The following is a 17334-nucleotide window of genomic DNA, read 5'->3' on the forward strand; positions in this document are numbered from 1 at the left end:
GCTGTTGCGTATGCCTACGCAGAGCAAAGCATTCTGAGGAGGACTCTTCATGACCACCGCGAAGCCGTTCGCATCGTCGGCCGATCTGGCCACCAAGGAGCAGACGCTGGAGGTGCTTGCCGACGGGGTCTACGCGCTGACCGCCGAGGGCGACCCCAACGTCGGCGCCATCGAGGGCGAGGACTTCCTGGTCTGCTTCGAGGCACTCGCCACCCCGGTCGCCGCCCGCGATTGGCTGGCCGTGCTGCGCCAGCACACCGACAAGCCGGTCCGCTATCTGGTACTGAGCCACTACCACGCGGTGCGGGTGCTCGGCGCGTCCGCGTTCGACGCCGAGGTCATCGTGGCGCACGAGAACACCCGGGCGCTGGTCGCCGAGCGCGGCCTGCAGGACTGGGCGAGTGAGTTCGCCCGGATGCCGCGACTGGCCAAGGCCGCCGAGTCCGTCCCCGGGCTGACCTGGCCGACGCTGACCTTCTCCGACAAGCTGACCATCGACCTCGGCGGTGACCGGGGCGACCTGGAGCTGCGCTACTGCGGCCGGGGGCACACCGAGGGCGACCTCGTGGCCTGGCTGCCCCGCCAGCGCATCCTGTTCGCCGGCGATCTGGTGGAAGCCGAGGCAGCGCTCTACACCGGCGACGCGTTCCACCGGGACTGGTCCGCCGGCACGCTGGACGCGGTCGCGGCGCTGGGCGCGGAGTCGCTGGTCGGCGGCCGGGGCGCGGTCAGCCAGGGCCGGCCGGCGGTGGCCGCGGCGATCGCGCAGACCCGCAACTTCCTGGACGTGATGATCCGTGAGGTGTCCGCCGCGCAGGCCAGGGGCGGTGCGCTGAAGGACGCGTTCGAGGCCTGCCACGCGGCGCTGGTCGACGACTACGGACGGTGGCCGATCTTCGAGCACTGCCTGCCGTTCGACGTGTCCCGGCTGTGGGACGAGCTGACCGGGGTCGAGCGGCCGGTGATCTGGACGGCCGAGCGGGACCGCGAGGTCTGGGACCAGCTGCAGTCATGACCGACAAGCACCCCGTGAGTGCGGAGTGGTCTCCCAGGACCACTCCGCGCTCACAACCGGCCGAACTCTGGCCGCTGGACCCGGTGGTGGTATTGGGCAACGGGCCGGTCGGGCAGACCGCCGCGCTCCTGCTCGCCCGTTGGGGGGTGCCGTGCGTCGTGCTCGACCGGCGTCCCGAGCGGGACCTGGTCGGCTCGAAGGCGATCTGCCAGCAGCGCGACGCCATCGACATCTGGGAGTCGGTCGGGGTCGGCGCCCGGATCGCCGCCGAGGGGGCCACCTGGACAACGTCCCGCACGTTCTTCGAGGCCGACGAGCTGTTCAGCGTGGAGTTCGCCGACCCGGGCCGCTCGCCGCTGCCGCCCTTCGTGAACATCTCCCAGTCGCGCACCGAGCAGCTGCTGGACGAGCGCATCGCCGAGGAGCCGCTGATCGAGGTGCGCTGGGGCCACCAGGTCACCTGGATCACCCAGGACCCGGCGGAGGTCACGCTGGGCGGACTGACCGCCGCCGGCCCGTTCCGACTGCGCGCGCCCTACCTGCTGGCCTGCACCGGCGCGCGGTCCGACGCGCTGCGCGAGTCCCTCGGCGTCACGCTCGACGGGCACTCTTTCGAGGACCGGTTCCTGATCTGCGACATCCGCGCCGAGCTGCCCGGCTGGGCGCGGGAGCGGCGGTTCTACTTCGACCCGGCGTGGAACCCCGGCCGGCAGGTGCTGATCCACCCGTGCCCGGACTCCACCTACCGGATCGACTGGCAGGTGCCGCCGGACTACGACCTGGACGCCGAGATGACCTCCGGCGCGCTGGACCGGCGTATCCGGGCGATCGTCGGCGACACCGGGTACGAGCTGCTCTGGCAGTCGGTGTACCGGTTCCACACCCGTTGCGTGAACCGGATGCGGGTCGGCCGGGTGCTAGTGGCCGGCGACGCGGCGCACCTGTACGCGCCGTTCGGTGCCCGCGGCCTCAACTCCGGGGTGGCCGACGCGGAGAACGCCGCGTGGAAGCTCGCCTACGTGGGTCGCGGGTGGGGGGGTCCGTCGCTGCTCGAGAGCTACCACGTCGAGCGGCACGCGGCGGCCCGGGAGAACGTCGAGGTGACGACGGCGACGATGGACTTCCTGGTGCCACAGTCGCCGGCCGCCGCCGCGCACCGCCGGGACGTGCTGACCAGGGCCCGGGACGATCCGGCCGCTCGGGCACTGGTCGACTCCGGGCGGCTGGCCGAGCCGTACTGGTACACCGAGTCGCCACTGACCACGGTCGACCCCCGTCGCCCGTTCACCGGCCGGCCGCTGCGCGGCACGGTGCCGCCGCCGACCCCCGGCGTGCTGCTGCCGGACCTACCGGTGTCCGACCCGGCCCGCTCGGGTGTCCCGGCCAGTTCGCTGCGGCGGCTGAGCAGGGACGGCCTGTTGGTGCTCGCCGCGCCTGGTGCGGGCACGGCGGAGGCGGTGGCGGTGGTCGTCGAGCTGGCGCCGGTCCCGGTCCGGGTGGCCGAGATGGCGGCGCTGAGCGGCGAGCTGGCCGGTCTGCTCGGTGCCCGGCGCGGGGAGTGGTGGGTGGTCCGGCCGGACGGGCACCTGGCGGCGGTGGTCACCGACCTCGCGCAGCTGTACCCGGCGCTGTGTCGAGCGGTCGGGCACACCGCTCCCGCCACCCCCACGGTGCACGCCGCCCCCCGCCACCTCCACCACGCCCGCGAGTCGGGGATTTCGGCAGGGCGAGTCGCGGATATTGGCAGCGTGGGTCGTCCGCTCTACTGAGAGACTGCGCTGCCATGACCGCCCCGATGTACGTGCCGCACTTCTTCGTGCGGCAGAAGATCACCCTGATGGTCAACCGCTACCAGATCTTCGCCGCCAACCCGGACGGCACCGAGGGCGAGCTGCTGGCGTTCGCCCAGCAGAAACGGATGGCGTTCAAGGAGCAGGTGACCTTCTACTCCGACGAGTCGAAGAGCCGGCCGGTGTTCTCGTTCCGGGCCCGGCAGCGGCTTGACGTGCACGCCGAACACGACGTCTACGACCAGGACGGCGTCGAGCTCGGCTACTTCCGGAAGGCGTTCGGGGCGAGCCTGGTGCGGTCGACGTGGCACCTGTCCGCCGGCGGTATCGACGCGGTCGGGCAGGAGCGGCGGCTCAGCGTCGCGATCCTGCGCCGGGTCTGGGACTTCATCCCGTTCCTCGGTGACATCTGGGTGCCGTTCGTCTTCCACTTCGACTTCACCGACAGCGCCACCGGCTCGCCGGTGCTCATCAGTGAGCGGCGCAAGTCCATCCGGGACCGGTACTCGGTGACCGTGTCCGATCCTCGGCTGGACTTCCGGGTGGCCGCCTCGATGGCGGTGGCCCTGGACGCGCTGCAGTCCCGCTGAGTCGTCAGGACTTGGTGAGCAGGTGCTCCACGAACCAGTCGCGGGCGGCGCCGGAGCTGACCTCGAAGCCCGGGCCGGTGTAGGCGTCGAAGTGCCCGCCGGCGACCAGCTGGATCTTCTTCGGCTGCGCGGCGGTCTCGAACGCGGCGGCGGCGATCTCCCCGGCGGCCAGTCGGTCGTTCGGGGCGACGACCATGAGCAGCGGCGTCGGCGAGATCAGCGGCAGGTACTTGCCCGGCTCGTAACCCCGGAAGTACTCCATGGTCAGCAGGGTCACCTCGTTGCGCCAGCCGGGCGCACGCTCCTCGGCGGTCGCGGTGAACCACCGGTAGGAGTCCGGTGTGGGCAGCGCGGACACAGCGCTCGGGTCCTCCGCGACCACCGGGATCATGGTCGGCGCGGCGCCACCGGCGATGGCCGCCCGCTCGGCGGCGAACATGGCGTCCATGCCGGCCCAGTTGTCGATCCGGACCAGCTCCCGGAAGTGCTGTGAGCCGGAGATGGCCGGTACCTGGCCGACGATCGCCTTGATCCGCCGGTCGATCGCGGCGGTCACGTAGGCGTTCGCCGCGCCGTAGCTGGAGCCCCAGAGCCCGATCCGCTCGGCGTCCACATCGGGACGGGACTGCGCGTAGGTGATCGCGTGCTGGATGAAGCGCACCTGCTGCCACGGATCGATCTCCTGGCGCGGCGTACCGGGGATCGCGTCGCTGGCGCCGAAGCCGGGGTGGTCGTACACCAGGCAGCTCAGCCCGGCGGCCGAGAACACGTCGGCGTAGCGGTCCAGCCACATCTCCTTGACCGCCGCGAAGCCGTGCTGCAGCACCACACACGGTGTCTCGCCGCCGCCCGAGCCCACGGTGTCCGCCGCGGGGTAGAACCAGCCGCGCAGAGTTGCCCCCTGCGCGGTGAACTCGATGTCTTCCCGAGCCACGTGATCCTCCTTGATCAGTCCCTGCGTCGGGTCCCATCCTGGCGGGGTGGCGCTCGGTGGGCTTGCACGTGCGTGCCGCGCGCTGGCCGCTGCCTGCCAGCTCGGGCTGGATGTGCTGAGAGCCCCGACTCAGTGTGCTGGGAGCCCCGACTCGCGGAGAAGGTCGGGGTCGGGTCGGCTCGGGGTCGGGTCGGGTCGGGTCAGGTCAGTGCTGGGCTCGGTAGTCGGAGGGGGTGGCGCCGTAGCGGGCCCGGAACGCGCGGGTGAAGTGGCTCGAGTCGGAGAAGCCCCAGCGCCGGGCGATGACCGAGATCGGCTCGCCGCGGCCGGCCAGCTCGGCGCGGGCCCTGGCGAGCCGCCGGGACCGGATCACCGCGCCGACGGTGCGCCCGGTGGACTCGAAGGTCCGGTGCACGGTGCGCACCGAGACACCGTGTGCCGCCGCGATGGATGCCGGGGTGACGGCGGTGTGGTTCGTGGCGGCGAGGTGGCGGTCGATCCAGGCCTCCATGGCGGCGCGCAACACGGGGGTCGGCGCGGTGGCAGCGGGGGAGCCGGCCGGGCGAACCGCGCCGGTGAACAGCTCCAGGGTGGCGTTGCGGGCGGCGGTGACCGCGACCGGCGTGAGCTCGTCGAGGGTGTTCGAGAGCAGGTCCAGGTAACCGGTGAGCAACCGGGTGGCCGGTGCGGACCCGTCCAGCACCACGCCGCCGGCATCCCAGGAGCGCCCGTTGACCTCGTCCAGCGCGGCGCGCGGGATCAGCAGCGTGCGCTTGGTCAGCGGCTCCCACACGGCGAACCGGGCCGGGCGCATGCTGTCCCACACCACGGCGTCGCCGGGACGCATGTCCCGATACATCTCGCCCTGCGCCAGGGTTTCCCGCCCGCGCCGGGTGACCAACACCGCGACGTACTCCTGCGAGCTCGCCGCGATCCGGGACCGCCCGCGCGTTCCGCTGCACGGGTCGCACTCGCAGTCCACCAGCGCGAGGTCGTCGATCCACTGCCGGCGCACCACGGCTCGGTAGTCGGTGCCGGTCGAGGTCACCCGCACCGCCATGTCGACGTGGGTCTCCGAGAGCAGCTCGGCCCAGCGCTCCGGGCGGTCCGGCCTGGGGACGCCGTCGAGCGAGAAGTGCTCCGTCGGTCGGCTCACGTTTCTGGCGACGCGTTGACGATGCGCAGCGCGAACCGGGTGTACTGCTCGGCGACCTCGGCGGCGGTGAAGTCTCCGTCCGGGCGGAACCAGCGCGCGATGCTGACGCACATCTCCCGGATCGCGAAGGACGCGAGTGCCGCCGAGTCCACCGTGTAGATCCCGGCGGCCACCCCGTCGGCGATCAGCCCGCGCATCGCGTGCCCGTGCTCCCGGCGCCGGCGCTGCATCTCGTCGCGGTGAGGCTGGTCGAGGCTGGCGGTGTCCCGGTTGACGACGAGGGCCTCCCGGCGGTGGGTGGCGTGCCGGCGGGCGTAGACCAGGGTGGCCCGGTACAGCCGCTCCCGAGGGTCGGAGGTGTCGGCGATGGCCCGGTGGAAGTCGGTCAGCACACCCGCGGTCGTCTCGTCGACGATGGTGCGCAGCAGTTCGTGCTTCGAGCGCATGTGGTTGTACAGGCTCGGGGTGCGGATGTTCAGCGTCTCGGCGATCTGGCTGAGCGCGGTGCCGTGGTAGCCCCGTTGGGCGAAGAGCGTCAGTGCCGCGTCCAGCACGGCCTCACTGGTCACCGTGACGCGCGTGTCTGTGCTCACTCCACCCCTCCCCCGTCGGCGCCCACCCTAGCGCCCCACTTGCGAAACTAACGCGCGTTAGTTAGCTTGCTTCTCGACTCAACGGCGAGGAGGTGGGCACCGTGATCCGGACCGAGCTGATCCGACCGGTACCCGAGCTGCTCGCCGAGCATGCCGCGCGCCGCCCCGAGCAGATCGCCTTCTTCGACGAGCACCGCCAGGTTAGCTACCGCGAGCTGGCCGCGAACACCGCCCGGCTCGCCGGGCACCTGGCCGACCTCGGCCTGGCTCCGGGCGAGGTCGCGCTGCTCTACCTGGACAACGCGGTGGAGACGGTCGAGGCGTACCTGGCCGTGCCGAGGGCCGCGGCGATCGCCGCCTGCGCCAACCCCCGGTCCGCCCCCGCCGAGGTGGCGCACATCCTGGCCGACAGCGGCGCCACCGTGGTCATCACCGACGCGGCGCACCTGGACACCGTGCGTGCCCTGGTCGCCGTCGCCGACCCGCGCCCGGTGGTCGTCACAATCGGCGGCGCGGACCCCGATACCGACACCGAGCACGACTATGCGAGCTTGCTCGCCACCCCTGAGACGTCCGCTCCCCGCGACTGTCTGGCCCTGGACGATGTGGCCTGGATGCTCTACACATCCGGCACCACCGGCCGCCCGAAGGGCGTGTATCTCACCCAGCGCGGCTGCCTGTGGGTGGTCGCCGCGTGCTGGGCGCCGATCGTCGGCCTCGGCCCGGACGATGTGGTGCTCTCACCGCTGCCGCTGTTCCACTCCTACGCACTGGACCTGTGTGTGCTCGGGGTGCTCGCCGTGGGCGCCACCGAGCGGGTGCTGCCCCGGTTCTCGGTGGACGCCGTGCTGGAGTGCCTGCGTTCCGGGCGGTACACCCTGCTGCCGGGGGTGCCGACGATGTTCCATTACCTGTTGGAGCGGAGCCGGGCGGAGGGCCGCGCCGAGATCGGCGGCCTGCGCCTGTGCGTGTCCGCCGGGGCGATCATGCCGGCCGCGCTGAACGCCGAGTTCGAGCAGGCGTTCGGGGTGCCGTTGCTGGACGGCTACGGCATCACCGAGACGTCGACCATGGTGACCATGAACTGGCCGACCGGCAGTCGGGTGATGGGCTCCTGCGGGCTGCCGCTGCCCGGGCTCACGGTTCGCCTGGTCGACCCCGCGACCGGCACCGACGTGCTACCCGGTGAGGAGGGCGAGCTCTGGGTGCAGGGCCCGAACGTCACGCCGGGGTATCACAACCTGCCGGATGCGACCAAAGCCGTGCTCGCCGACGGTTGGTACCACACCGGTGACCTGGCCCGCCGCGACGAGCACGGGTTCCTTCGGATCAGCGGCCGCACCAAGGAGCTGATCATCCGCGGCGGCGAGAACATCTACCCGGCCGAGGTGGAGGACGCGCTGCTGGCCTGCCCGGGGGTTGCCGACGCAGCCGTGGTCGGCGTGCCGCACGATGGGCTCGGCGAGGTGCCGGTGGCCTTCGTGGTGCCGCGCACCGCGCCGTTGGACTCCGCCGGGGTGCTGGCCGAGTGCGCGCTGCGGCTGTCGCACTTCAAGGTGCCAACCCAGTTGATCGAGATCGACGAGATACCGCGCACCGGGTCGGGCAAGATCCTGCGCTTCCGGTTGCGGGAAAGGCTGGCCGAGTGAAGGTCGGGGACATCGAGATCCTGCCCGTGTTCGACGGCGTCGGGCGCGAGGTGGCCGCCGAGGTACTGACCCGTCCCGGGGTGGACGACCCGTGGGCGTGTCACCCCGGCTGCGTGGACGCGGACGGTGTGCTGCGGCTGCCACTGGGCGGGTTCCTGGTGCGTACCGGGGACCGGGTCGTGCTGGTGGACGCCGGGGTCGGCGGGATCAACAACGGCAAGTACTCCGGCGGTGGCTTCCTCGACTCGCTGCGTGGCCACGGCGTCGGCCCCGAGGACGTCACCGATGTCGTGTTCACCCACCTGCACTTCGACCACGTCGGCTGGTCGACACGCAAGGGCGCCGTCGTGTTCCCGAACGCCACCTACCGCGTGCACGCCGCCGACTGGGCGCACTTCGTCACCGCGTCCGACGCCGAGGCCGGCGCGGTCCGCAAGCTCGGGCCGCTCGGGCCGCAACTGGCGCTGTTCGACGCCGACGGGCCGCTCGCGCCCGGGGTCGACGCCCGGCACACGCCAGGGCACACCCCGGGCTCGACGGTGTACGTCGTCTCCTCCGGTGGTGAGCGCGCGCTGCTGCTCGGCGACGTGGTGCACTCGGTGGTCGAGTTGGCGGAACCGGACTGGGAGGCGGTGTTCGACGTCGACCCGGCGGCCGCCCGCGCGGCCCGCAACGCGCTGGCCGACGAGGTGGCCGACACACCGGACCTGGTGATCGGGGCGCACTTCCCGGAACTGCGGTTCGGCCGGGTGCTCCGGGCCGGTGGCGACCGCCGCTTCCAGGCGATCTGAGGGAGCTGTCATGGATCTGCAACTTGCCGGACTGAACGTGCTGGTCACCGGTGCCGGCCAGGGGCTGGGGCGGGCGCTCGGGATGGGGTTCGCCGCGGAGGGCGCGAACGTGGCGTTCCACTTCAACTCCTCGGCCTCCGGGGCGGAGAAGGCGGCGGCCGAGGCCACCGAACTGGGGGTCAGGGCGATCGCGGTCGGCGGTGACCTGCGGTCGGCGGCCGACGTCGCCGAGCTGGTGGAGCGCACCGAGTCCGAGCTGGGCCCGATCGGCGTGCTGGTGAACAACGCGGCGGCCACCAAGGTGCAGCGCTTCCTCGACTCGACGCCGGCGGACTGGGCACCGCAGATCGACGTCACGGTGACCGGCACCCTGCAGCTCACCCACGCGGTGGCCAAGCGGATGGCCGAGCGCAAGGCCGGCGCGATCGTGAACCTGATGGGCGACTCCGGGCGGGTCGGCGAGTCCGGGCTGCTGGTCACCGCGACCGCGCGGTCGACCACGGTCGGGCTGACCCGGTCGCTGGCCAAGGAGCTGGCCCGGTTCGGCATCCGCACCAACGCGGTGTCCCTGGCTCTGGTGCGCACGGACAACTTCGACGAGCACTCCGGCGGCGCCGACGCCGACGACGAGCGGACCAAGAAGATCCTCGCTCAGTACCCGCTGCGCCGGCTCGGGCGCCCGGACGACATCACGCCGATGGTGCTGCTGCTGGCCTCCCCGCTGTCGTCCTGGACCACGGGTCAAGTGGTCTCGGTCAACGGCGGCTATGCGATGCCATGACCGACACCGCTGAGCCCGTGAGTGGTATTGGTCGTCATGGCGACCAATACCACTCACGGGTGCTGGGGACGAGTCCTCGGCGCAAGGAGGACCAGCGGCTGGTCACCGGGCACGGGCGGTTCGTGGGCGACCTGGTGCTGCCGAGGATGCGGCAGGTGGCGTTCCTGCGCAGCCCGGTCGCGCACGCGGAGATCACCGCGGTGCACACCGAGGCGGCCAGGGAGGCCGGCTACCGGGTGTTCACCGGTGCCGACTTCGCCGCCGTGGCACTGCGCGCGAAGTCCGCACTGCCGTCGTACGTGGAGACCGAGCAGCCGGTGCTCGCGCACACCAGGGTGCGGTTCGCCGGCGAGGCGGTGGCCGCTGTGGTGGCCGCCGACCGGTACCTGGCGGAGGACGGCTGCGAGCTGGTCGAGGTGGACTACGAGCCGCTGCCGGTGACCGTGTGCGCCTGGGCTGAGTCGGCACAGACGCCGGCCGCCCCCCTGCACGCTGACGCACCGGACAACGTGCTGCTGGCCCGCACCTTCGACGCCGGCTCGGTGACCGAGGCGTTCGCCACCGCCCACGTGGTGGTGCGCCGCGAGCTGGTCACCAACCGCCACGCCGGCAACCCGATGGAGTGCCGGGCCGGCGTTGCGCTGTGGGAGCCGGCCGACCGCAAGCTCACGTTCTGGTCGTCCACCCAGGTACCGCACCTGGTCCGCAACATGATCGCCGAGCTGCTCGAGCTCGCCGAGGGCAACGTGCGGGTGATCGCGCCGGACGTCGGCGGCGGCTTCGGGGTGAAGGCCGTGCTCTACCCGGAGGACGTGGCGCTGTGCCTGATCGCCAAGGCCATGCCGAACGTGCCGGTGAAGTGGGTGGAGGACCGGGTCGAGCACCTGGCCGCCGCCACCCACGCCCGCGACCACCGCTACCTGATCAGCGCCGGGTTCGCCGCCGACGGCACGCTGCTGGCCCTCGAGGCGGACGTGACCTGCAACGTCGGCGCCTACTCGGTGTACCCGTGGACGGCCGGCATCGAGCCGCTGATGGCCGGCGGGCTGCTCTGCGGGCCGTACAAGCTGGACAACTACCGGTGCACGGTGCGCGGGGTCGCCACCAACACCGCCCCGTCCGGCCCGTACCGGGGTGTCGCCCGCCCGTCCACGGTGTTCGCGATGGAGACGATCATGGACGAGGGGGCCCGTGCGCTGGGCATCTCCGCCGTGGACGTCCGGCGGCGCAATCTGATCAAGCCGGAGGACATCCCGTACAAGATGCCGTCGCGGCTGGTCGACGACTCCGGGCACTACGAGGAGTGCCTGACCAAGGCCCTCGACGCCCTGGGTTACGACGAGCTTCGCGCCGAGCAGCACCGCCGCCGGTCCTCGGGCGACCCGAGCGCGAAACAGATCGGCATCGGCTTCGCCTGCTACAACGAGCTGACCGGCCTCGGCCGCGCCGCCTCCGCCGGACCCCGGATGCCGTTCCGCACCGGGCACGAGGCGTGCACCGTGCGGATCAACCCGGACGGCCGGGTCACCGTGTTCTCCGGGGTCACCTCGCAGGGCCAGGGCCTGGAGACCACGATCGCGCAGATCGTGGCCGACGGCATCGGGGTGGCCTACGACGACGTCGAGGTGCGCATCGGCGACACCGAGACCGCGCTCTGGGGCTTCGGCGCGTTCTCCAGCCGGCAGGCGGTGATCGGCGGCGGCGCGGCGAACAACACCGCGCTGGCCGTGAAGGAGAAGCTGGTCACGCTGGCCGCCGGCCTGCTCGAGGCGTCCCCGGACGACCTGGTGGTGAACGCCGGACAGGTCAGCGTGGTCGGTGACCCCAGCTCGGGGATCTCGGTCGCCGAGGTCGCCAGGGTGGCCTACCTGGAGTCCAACCGGCTCCCCGACAGCGTCGAACCGGGGCTGGAGGCAACTAAGTTCTACGACCCGGTCCGGGGTGCCTTCGCGGCCGGCGCACAGGTCGCCGCCGTCGAGGTGGACCGCTCCACCGGTGAGATCCGGGTGCTCAGGTGGGCCTGTGTTGAGGACTCCGGGCGGGCGATGAACCCGCAGATCGTGCACGGGCAGATCGCCGGCTCGATCGCCCAGGGCATCGGCGGCGCCATCTATGAGCACCTGGTCTACGACGAGGTGGGCAACCTGATCACCGGCACCCTGCTCGACTACCTGATGCCGACCAGCGCCGAGGTACCCGAGCTGCTGATCGACCACGTGGAACACCCGGCGGCCAACCCGCTCGGTGTGCGCGGTGTCGGCGAAGGCGGCACGCTTGGCCCGAACGCGGTGCTGGCCGGCGCGGTGAGCGACGCGTTGGGCATTCGGATCGACACGCTGCCGCTCACCCCCGGCTCCATCTGGAAGGAACTCCAATGACGCTCGTTTCGGTGAGCTGGCACGGGCGGGTCGCGCTGGTCACCATCGACCGGCAGGCCAAGCGCAACGCGCTGACCACCGAGCTGTGCGTGCAGCTCACGGACGCGGTGCGGGGTGTGCTCGTCGCCGAGGCCCGCGCGCTGGTGCTGACCGGCGCCGGTACCAGCTTCTGCTCCGGCGCCGACCTGGACGGGGTGTACACCGCTGAGTTCCGCGAGGCCCTCTACGAGATGCTGCACACCGTCACCGAGGCGCCGGTACCGGTGCTCGCGGCGGTGAACGGCCCGGCGATCGGCGCCGGCACGCAGCTGGCGCTGGCCGCCGACCTGCGGATCGTCGCGCCGGAGGCGGTGTTCGCGGTGCCGACCGCGCGCATCGGCCTCGCGGTCGACCCGTGGACCATCCGCCGGCTCGCGCTGTTGGCCGGCAACGGGGTGGCCCGGCGGATGCTGCTGGCCTGCGAGCAGCTGTCCGCCCCGGAGGCCGTCGCCGGCGGGTTGGCGGACCGAGCCGGCACCCTCGCCGACGCGCTGGACTGGGCGGCCACCATGACCGATCTCGCGCCGCTGACCATCGCCTACAGCAAGCAGGTGCTCAACCAGGTCTTCGAGCCGGACCTCGACCCGTTCGCCGACAAGGAGCTGTACGACGCCTTCGAGGGCTGCTGGGCCAGCGACGACTTCGCCGAGGGGCGGCTGGCCCGCACGGAGAAGCGCCGACCCCGGTTCGAGGGGCGCTGACCGCCGGATGAGGTCGGGTTCTCTGTGGGTGGGTCGCCGGTGAAGCCGGCGCCGTTCGAGTATCTGCGGGCCGCCTCGGTCGACGAGGCGGTGGCCGCGTTGGCCTCGTGTGGGGCTGACGGCCGCGAAGGCAAGGTCCTGGCCGGCGGGCAGAGCCTGGTGCCGCTGCTCGCGCTGCGGATGGCGCGGCCGGACCTGCTGGTCGACATCAACCGGGTGGCCGACCTGGCCGAGGTCTCGCTCGTCGACGGGGTGCTGCACGTCGGCGCACTGACCAGGCACAGTGCGCTCGCCGGCCAGACCGGGCACCTGCTGCTCGCCGAGGCGGCCCGGTGGATCGGGCACCCGGCGATCCGGAGCAGGGGGACGGCGGCCGGCAGTCTGGCGCACGCCGACCCGTCCGCCGAGCTGCCGGTGGTCGCCGTGGCGTGTGATGCGGTGGTGTCCGTGGTGGGGCCCGCCGGGGTGCGCTCGGTGGCCGCCGCCGACCTGTTCACCGGCCCCCTGATGAGCACGCTGGCCGAGGACGAGCTGATCACCTCGGTGTCCTTCCCGGTGCCGGTGCGCTGGGGTTTCGCCGAGTTCGCCCGCAGGCACGGCGACTTCGCGCTGGTCACGGCGGTGGTGGCGGACGGGGCGATCGCACTGGGCGGGGTGTCGGCGGTACCGATGCGGTCGGCGGCCGGCGAGGACGTGCTGGCCGGCGGTGGCTCGGTCGAGGAGGTGGTGGTTGCGGTGTGTGCCGAGCTGGAACCGACGGGCGACCTGCACGCGTCGGCCCCGTACCGGCGCGCGCTGGCCGCCGAGCTGGTCGGCCGCGCGCTGCGCCAGGCCGGCGTTTCGTGAGCGATCGGAGGTTGGGCATGAAGGTGGAGCTCACGGTGAACGGCGAGCGGGTCCGGCTGGACGTGGAGCCGAGGCGCACACTGGCCGACGCGCTGCGCGAGGACTGCGGGCTCACCGGTACCCACCTGGGCTGCGAGCACGGGGTCTGCGGCGCCTGCACCGTGCTGGTCGACGACGAACCCGCGCGCGCCTGCCTGATGTTCGCGGTCCAGGCGGACGGTGCCTCGGTGACCACGGTGGAGGGGCTCGAGTCGCCGGACGGTCAGCTGGACCCGCTGCAGGAGGCGTTCGTGGCGCACCACGGGTTGCAATGCGGCTTCTGCACCCCGGGCATGTTGATCAGCGCGCTGCACCTGCTGCGCACGCACCGCGACCCGTCCCGGGAGACGATCCGGGCGGAGATGTCCGGCAATATCTGCCGCTGCACCGGTTACGCCGGCATCGTCGACGCCATCCAAGCCGCCGCCGCCCACCCCTGCTCCCGCGAGTCGGGCCTCTCAGCACACTGAGTCGCGCCTCTCAGCACCCATCCCCCGCGAGTCGGGGATTCAGCCCTGCACGGCCTTGGCGAACGCCTCCAGCTCGCGCGGCACGTCCGGTCCGGCCGGCTGGTAGGCGATCTCGGTGGCGCCCTGCTCGGCCAGTCCGGCCACCTTGTCGCGCATCGCCGCGGCGGACACCGCCAGGCCCGCGCCGACCATCACCTCGCCGGTCACGAAGGGCCGGTCCCGCTCGCTGACCACCGCGAGGTGCCCGTCGTGCAGCGCGAGATGACGCGCGTCCGCCGGCACGTCGTCGTAAGCGGCCGCCCATGCGGATCCGTTCGGCAGCCGGTCCGCCTGGCCGAACTCCAGCGCCCAGTGCAGCGCCACGCTGGCCCCGTGGCCGCCGGCGGCGATCGCCCGTTCGCTGCCGGGATCCTCGCCCTCGTCCAGCACCGTGCCGAACAACAGCACGGCGCTCCAGTCGAACCCCGGTATCGGCCTCGGCGCACCGAACACCCCGTCGCCGATGTCCCTGGCCACCGCCGTTCCCTTCGGGCCCTGGGCGCCGACCAGGATCGGGATCTCGATCGGCCGCGCCGTACCGAAGCCGGGGTGCTGCATCATCCGGATCTGGGCGCCCTCCCATTCCGTCTGCTCACCGCGAAGCAGGGCACGCAGCGTGCGGATGTAGTTCGCCACGTAGGTCCACTTCGCCGGGCGCTGACCGAGGGTGAACGCACCGGTGAACCCGGAGCCGACGGTCACCGCGACCCGCTCCCGCCCGGCGATCGAGACCAGCGTGGAGATCGCGGCGGCACTGGCCATCGGATGCCGCAGCGTCGGTACCAGCACGCCCGGGCCGAGCCGGACGCGTTCGGTGCGCTCGGCGGCGCGGCACAGCTGCACCCAGACGTCGGCGTAGAGCGCGGGCGAGTCGTAGAACCAGACGTTGCGGTAGCCCAGCTGCTCGGCGATGCGGGCGTGCTCGTGGCTGTCCAGCGACGTGTTGAAGGCGCACGACATGGTCAGGGCCACCGGGTCCCCCTCGGTACAGGTCCGCGCGACGACCTCGGTGTCGTCGATCGCCGAGCCGACCGTAGTTCCGATTAGCGGATCGCGCTCCGCGAGACGGCGGCGGCATGTCGACACCGGCTTCGCGGGGTGACCGGTCGTCGCTTTGCTCTGCGTAGGAATACGCAACAGCACACCCAGGGCGCCCAGCGACTCGACGCCTGCAAAATCCCGCGACTCGCGGGGACGCGAGCCCGCGATCCAGTGTGCTGGGAGCCCCGACTCAGTGTGCTGGGAGCCCCGACTCGCGGGGACGGAATCCCCGACTCGCCGGTGGGGTGGGCGCGATTTCCCGGTATGCGGGCGCTCGGCGTCAACTGGCTTGACCTGGAGCCCCGTTCAGGTTGCAGTGTGGGGGACATGAGTACGCAGGACGCCGCCCCAGAGACCACGCCGCCGGAGCCCACCTATGTCCGCGCGTCCACCAGCGGCGAACTGTTCGGCCCGGGGCGGCGTTCGATCACGGTCGGCGTGTTGCTGCTGATCAGCATGGTGGCGTTCGAGGCAATGGGCGTCGGTACCGCGATGCCGGCGTTGGTCGCGAGCCTCGGTGCGCTGTCGCTGTACGCCTGGCCGTTCGTGGCGTTCATGGCCGCCGGGGTGTTCGGCACCGTGCTCGGCGGACGCTGGTGCGACCTGGCCGGCCCGAGGTTGCCCTTGATCGTGGCGCCCGTGCTGTTCTCCGCCGGCCTGCTCACCGCGGCGAGCGCGGCCGGCATGCCGCAGCTCCTGGTCGGCCGGACGCTGCAGGGCCTGGGTGCGGGCAGTGTGACGGTGGCGATCTATGTGCTGGTCGCGCAGGTGTACCCGGAGCGGGTCCGGCCGGCGATGTTCGGCCTGATGTCCTCGGCCTGGGTGCTGCCCTCGTTGATCGGTCCGCCGATCTCCGGCCTGGTCACCGAGCGGCTCTCCTGGCGGTGGGTGTTCTTCGGCCTGGTGCCGGTCGCTGTGCTGGCGTTGGTGCTGGTGGTGCCGGCGGTCCGCCGGCTGGGCGCGCCGGACCCGAACCGGGCGGCCGCGCCGAAGCGCCGGGGCCTGCTCCTCGCCGCGTTCGGGGCCGCCGCCGGGGTGTCCGCGTTGACCTGGGCCGGCCAGAAACCGGACGCCACCGCTGCCATCGTGCTGGTCGTCGCACTGCTGGTACTGGTGCCGGCGACGCGGCGGCTGCTGCCGACCGGGGTGTTCCGGGCGCGGCGGGGCATCTCCACCGTGGTGGCCTGTCGAGGGCTGTGCGCGGCGCTGTTCTTCACCACGGGTTCCTACCTGCCGCTGATCCTGACCAGCACGCACCACTGGTCGCTGGCCGCCGCCGGTACCCCGCTGGTGGTCGGCGCGCTGGGCTGGTCGTCGGCGTCCTGGTGGCAGGGACGGCACCCCGACCTGTCCCGGCCTCGGCTGCTGCGCATCGGGTTCTGCCTGCTCGCGGGCGGAGCGCTGGCACTGCTGCTCGTCGCGCCGAGCTGGGGCGTGGGGTGGCTGGCGCTGCCGGTGTGGGCGTGCGCCGGTGTCGGGATGGGGCTGTCCTTCCCGTCGATCGCGTTCCTGCTGCTGCGCCAGTCCGCGCCCGGTGAGATCGGGTTCCACACCTCGGCGGCGCAGATGGCCGACCAGCTCAGCACCGCCACCATGATCGGCGCGGGTGGTGCGCTGCTTGCGCTGCTGGGTACGCCGGCGACGGCGATGCCGGTGCTGCTCGCGGTGCTCGCCGCGCTCGGCGTGCTGGGCGTGGTGCTGGCTCCCCGGACCGCGGTGCCGAACTAACGGCTCAGCCCGCGGCCGCCGAACTGACCCCGGTGCCGAACCAAGGACTCAGCCGGCGGCGAAGGGCTCGATCCAGGAGCCCGGGTGCGTCGCGGAGTCCTGGCGCGACACCGTCAGCCCGGCCGGCCACGGCACGGTGAGCGCGGTGGTCTCGCCGGGCGGGATGGTCACCAGCTGCGTCGGCACCCAGTTGCGCGAGCCGAGGCTGCCGAACGAGCCGTCCTGGTCCGACAGCACCACCAACCGCGCCGACGCGCTGGCACCCGGTTGCAGCCGCATGTCCTTGATGCCGGACTGCTGCCGGAACAGCGTGTACACCGGGCCGTTGGGATCGGCGGGTCCGTGCAGGTCGGCGCCGGGCACCCCGCGCAGCAGGCACGCCTGGCGCGAGGTGTTGGTGTAGATCAGCGGCAGGTAACCCTGCGCTGGGTCGGAGCCGACGCGCGGGCCGAGCCGCGCGGACAGCTGCGCGGTATGACAGCGGGCGACAGCCTGCGTGCTCGCGTCCGCTCCGTCCCCAGCCGCGACGGACCCGGCAGACCCGCTGGCGGACGGGCCGGCGGCGGACGAGCTGGGCGGCGCGGCGGCGGACGAGGACGGGGGCGCCACCGTGGGCGCGGGGCCGCCGCACCCGGCGAGCACGACGGTGACCAGCAACGACATCCCGATGAGCGTGCGCATGGATCCCCCAGACGAGTCGCCGCGCACGGTACTGGATCACGTACCGCGCGCGGCGGCCAACACGTCGGGGACG

General features: G+C 72.4%; 16 protein-coding genes. 11 read left to right on the forward strand and 5 right to left on the reverse strand.

Going from position 1 to position 17334, the window contains the following annotated elements; genetic code table 11:
- The first annotated feature begins 49 nt into the window (after nucleotides 1-49).
- Genes ACTXG6_RS07030 through ACTXG6_RS07040 form a run of 3 tightly spaced genes read left to right on the forward strand, consistent with a single transcriptional unit; the run spans nucleotide 50 to nucleotide 3395 of the window.
- Nucleotides 50-1015, forward strand: a complete 966-nt coding sequence (locus ACTXG6_RS07030; RefSeq protein ID WP_445186948.1) for an MBL fold metallo-hydrolase — start codon at nucleotides 50-52, stop codon at nucleotides 1013-1015.
- Nucleotides 1012-2784 carry an FAD-dependent monooxygenase gene (locus ACTXG6_RS07035; RefSeq protein ID WP_445186949.1) on the forward strand — a complete coding sequence of 591 codons (1773 nt, stop codon included), beginning with the start codon at nucleotides 1012-1014 and terminating at the stop codon, nucleotides 2782-2784. The genes ACTXG6_RS07030 and ACTXG6_RS07035 overlap by 4 nt, the downstream gene beginning before the upstream one ends.
- A 14-nt stretch (nucleotides 2785-2798) precedes the next feature.
- Nucleotides 2799-3395: a hypothetical protein gene (locus tag ACTXG6_RS07040; protein WP_445186950.1), complete on the forward strand. Its 597-nt coding sequence runs from the start codon at nucleotides 2799-2801 to the stop codon at nucleotides 3393-3395.
- 4 nt (nucleotides 3396-3399) lie between these two features.
- Here the strand turns inward: ACTXG6_RS07040 and ACTXG6_RS07045 are convergent, their stop codons facing one another.
- From ACTXG6_RS07045 to ACTXG6_RS07055, 3 genes are all read right to left on the reverse strand, one after another.
- Nucleotides 3400-4329 (reverse strand): alpha/beta hydrolase, encoded by a 930-nt coding sequence (locus ACTXG6_RS07045; protein WP_445186951.1) that lies wholly within the window; start codon nucleotides 4327-4329, stop codon nucleotides 3400-3402.
- Between the two features lie 205 nt (nucleotides 4330-4534).
- Nucleotides 4535-5485 (reverse strand): helix-turn-helix domain-containing protein, encoded by a 951-nt coding sequence (locus ACTXG6_RS07050; RefSeq protein ID WP_445186952.1) that lies wholly within the window; start codon nucleotides 5483-5485, stop codon nucleotides 4535-4537.
- Complete coding sequence (locus ACTXG6_RS07055; RefSeq protein WP_445186953.1) at nucleotides 5482-6078, reverse strand: TetR/AcrR family transcriptional regulator; 597 nt, start codon at nucleotides 6076-6078, stop codon at nucleotides 5482-5484. Before ACTXG6_RS07055 ends, ACTXG6_RS07050 begins: the two co-directional genes overlap by 4 nt.
- A 101-nt stretch (nucleotides 6079-6179) precedes the next feature.
- Here ACTXG6_RS07055 and ACTXG6_RS07060 point away from each other — a divergent pair, with 101 nt between their 5' ends.
- The 7 genes from ACTXG6_RS07060 to ACTXG6_RS07090 are packed head-to-tail and all read left to right on the forward strand — an operon-like array spanning nucleotide 6180 to nucleotide 13772.
- Nucleotides 6180-7727, forward strand: coding sequence for a class I adenylate-forming enzyme family protein (locus ACTXG6_RS07060; RefSeq protein WP_445186954.1), 1548 nt, complete (start codon nucleotides 6180-6182; stop codon nucleotides 7725-7727).
- Entirely contained in the window at nucleotides 7724-8518 is a 795-nt protein-coding gene (locus ACTXG6_RS07065; protein ID WP_445186955.1) for an MBL fold metallo-hydrolase, read from the forward strand. Before ACTXG6_RS07060 ends, ACTXG6_RS07065 begins: the two co-directional genes overlap by 4 nt.
- A 10-nt stretch (nucleotides 8519-8528) precedes the next feature.
- Nucleotides 8529-9299: an SDR family NAD(P)-dependent oxidoreductase gene (locus ACTXG6_RS07070; RefSeq protein ID WP_445186956.1), complete on the forward strand. Its 771-nt coding sequence runs from the start codon at nucleotides 8529-8531 to the stop codon at nucleotides 9297-9299.
- A gap of 59 nt (nucleotides 9300-9358) precedes the next feature.
- A complete protein-coding gene (locus tag ACTXG6_RS07075; RefSeq protein ID WP_445186957.1) occupies nucleotides 9359-11677 on the forward strand; it encodes a xanthine dehydrogenase family protein molybdopterin-binding subunit in 2319 nt (772 codons plus the stop codon).
- A complete protein-coding gene (locus ACTXG6_RS07080; protein ID WP_445186958.1) occupies nucleotides 11674-12417 on the forward strand; it encodes an enoyl-CoA hydratase in 744 nt (247 codons plus the stop codon). Before ACTXG6_RS07075 ends, ACTXG6_RS07080 begins: the two co-directional genes overlap by 4 nt.
- 39 nt (nucleotides 12418-12456) lie before the next feature.
- Nucleotides 12457-13263, forward strand: coding sequence for an FAD binding domain-containing protein (locus ACTXG6_RS07085; protein ID WP_445186959.1), 807 nt, complete (start codon nucleotides 12457-12459; stop codon nucleotides 13261-13263).
- Nucleotides 13264-13280: 17 nt separating this feature from the next.
- A complete protein-coding gene (locus ACTXG6_RS07090; RefSeq protein ID WP_445186960.1) occupies nucleotides 13281-13772 on the forward strand; it encodes a (2Fe-2S)-binding protein in 492 nt (163 codons plus the stop codon).
- A 39-nt stretch (nucleotides 13773-13811) separates the two neighbouring features.
- On the opposite strand, the gene ACTXG6_RS07095 is transcribed toward ACTXG6_RS07090, so the two are convergent.
- On the reverse strand, nucleotides 13812-14948 hold the full coding sequence (locus tag ACTXG6_RS07095) for an LLM class flavin-dependent oxidoreductase (RefSeq protein WP_445186961.1): 1137 nt from the start codon (nucleotides 14946-14948) through the stop codon (nucleotides 13812-13814).
- 231 nt (nucleotides 14949-15179) lie between these two features.
- On the opposite strand from ACTXG6_RS07095, the gene ACTXG6_RS07100 reads away from it, so the two are divergent.
- On the forward strand, nucleotides 15180-16580 hold the full coding sequence (locus ACTXG6_RS07100) for an MFS transporter (protein WP_445186962.1): 1401 nt from the start codon (nucleotides 15180-15182) through the stop codon (nucleotides 16578-16580).
- Between the two features lie 48 nt (nucleotides 16581-16628).
- Here ACTXG6_RS07100 and ACTXG6_RS07105 read toward each other — a convergent pair whose 3' ends face one another.
- Entirely contained in the window at nucleotides 16629-17261 is a 633-nt protein-coding gene (locus tag ACTXG6_RS07105; RefSeq protein ID WP_445186963.1) for a DUF4232 domain-containing protein, read from the reverse strand.
- Nucleotides 17262-17334 lie beyond the last annotated feature (73 nt).

The organism is Pseudonocardia sp. Cha107L01 (genome assembly GCF_052566575.1).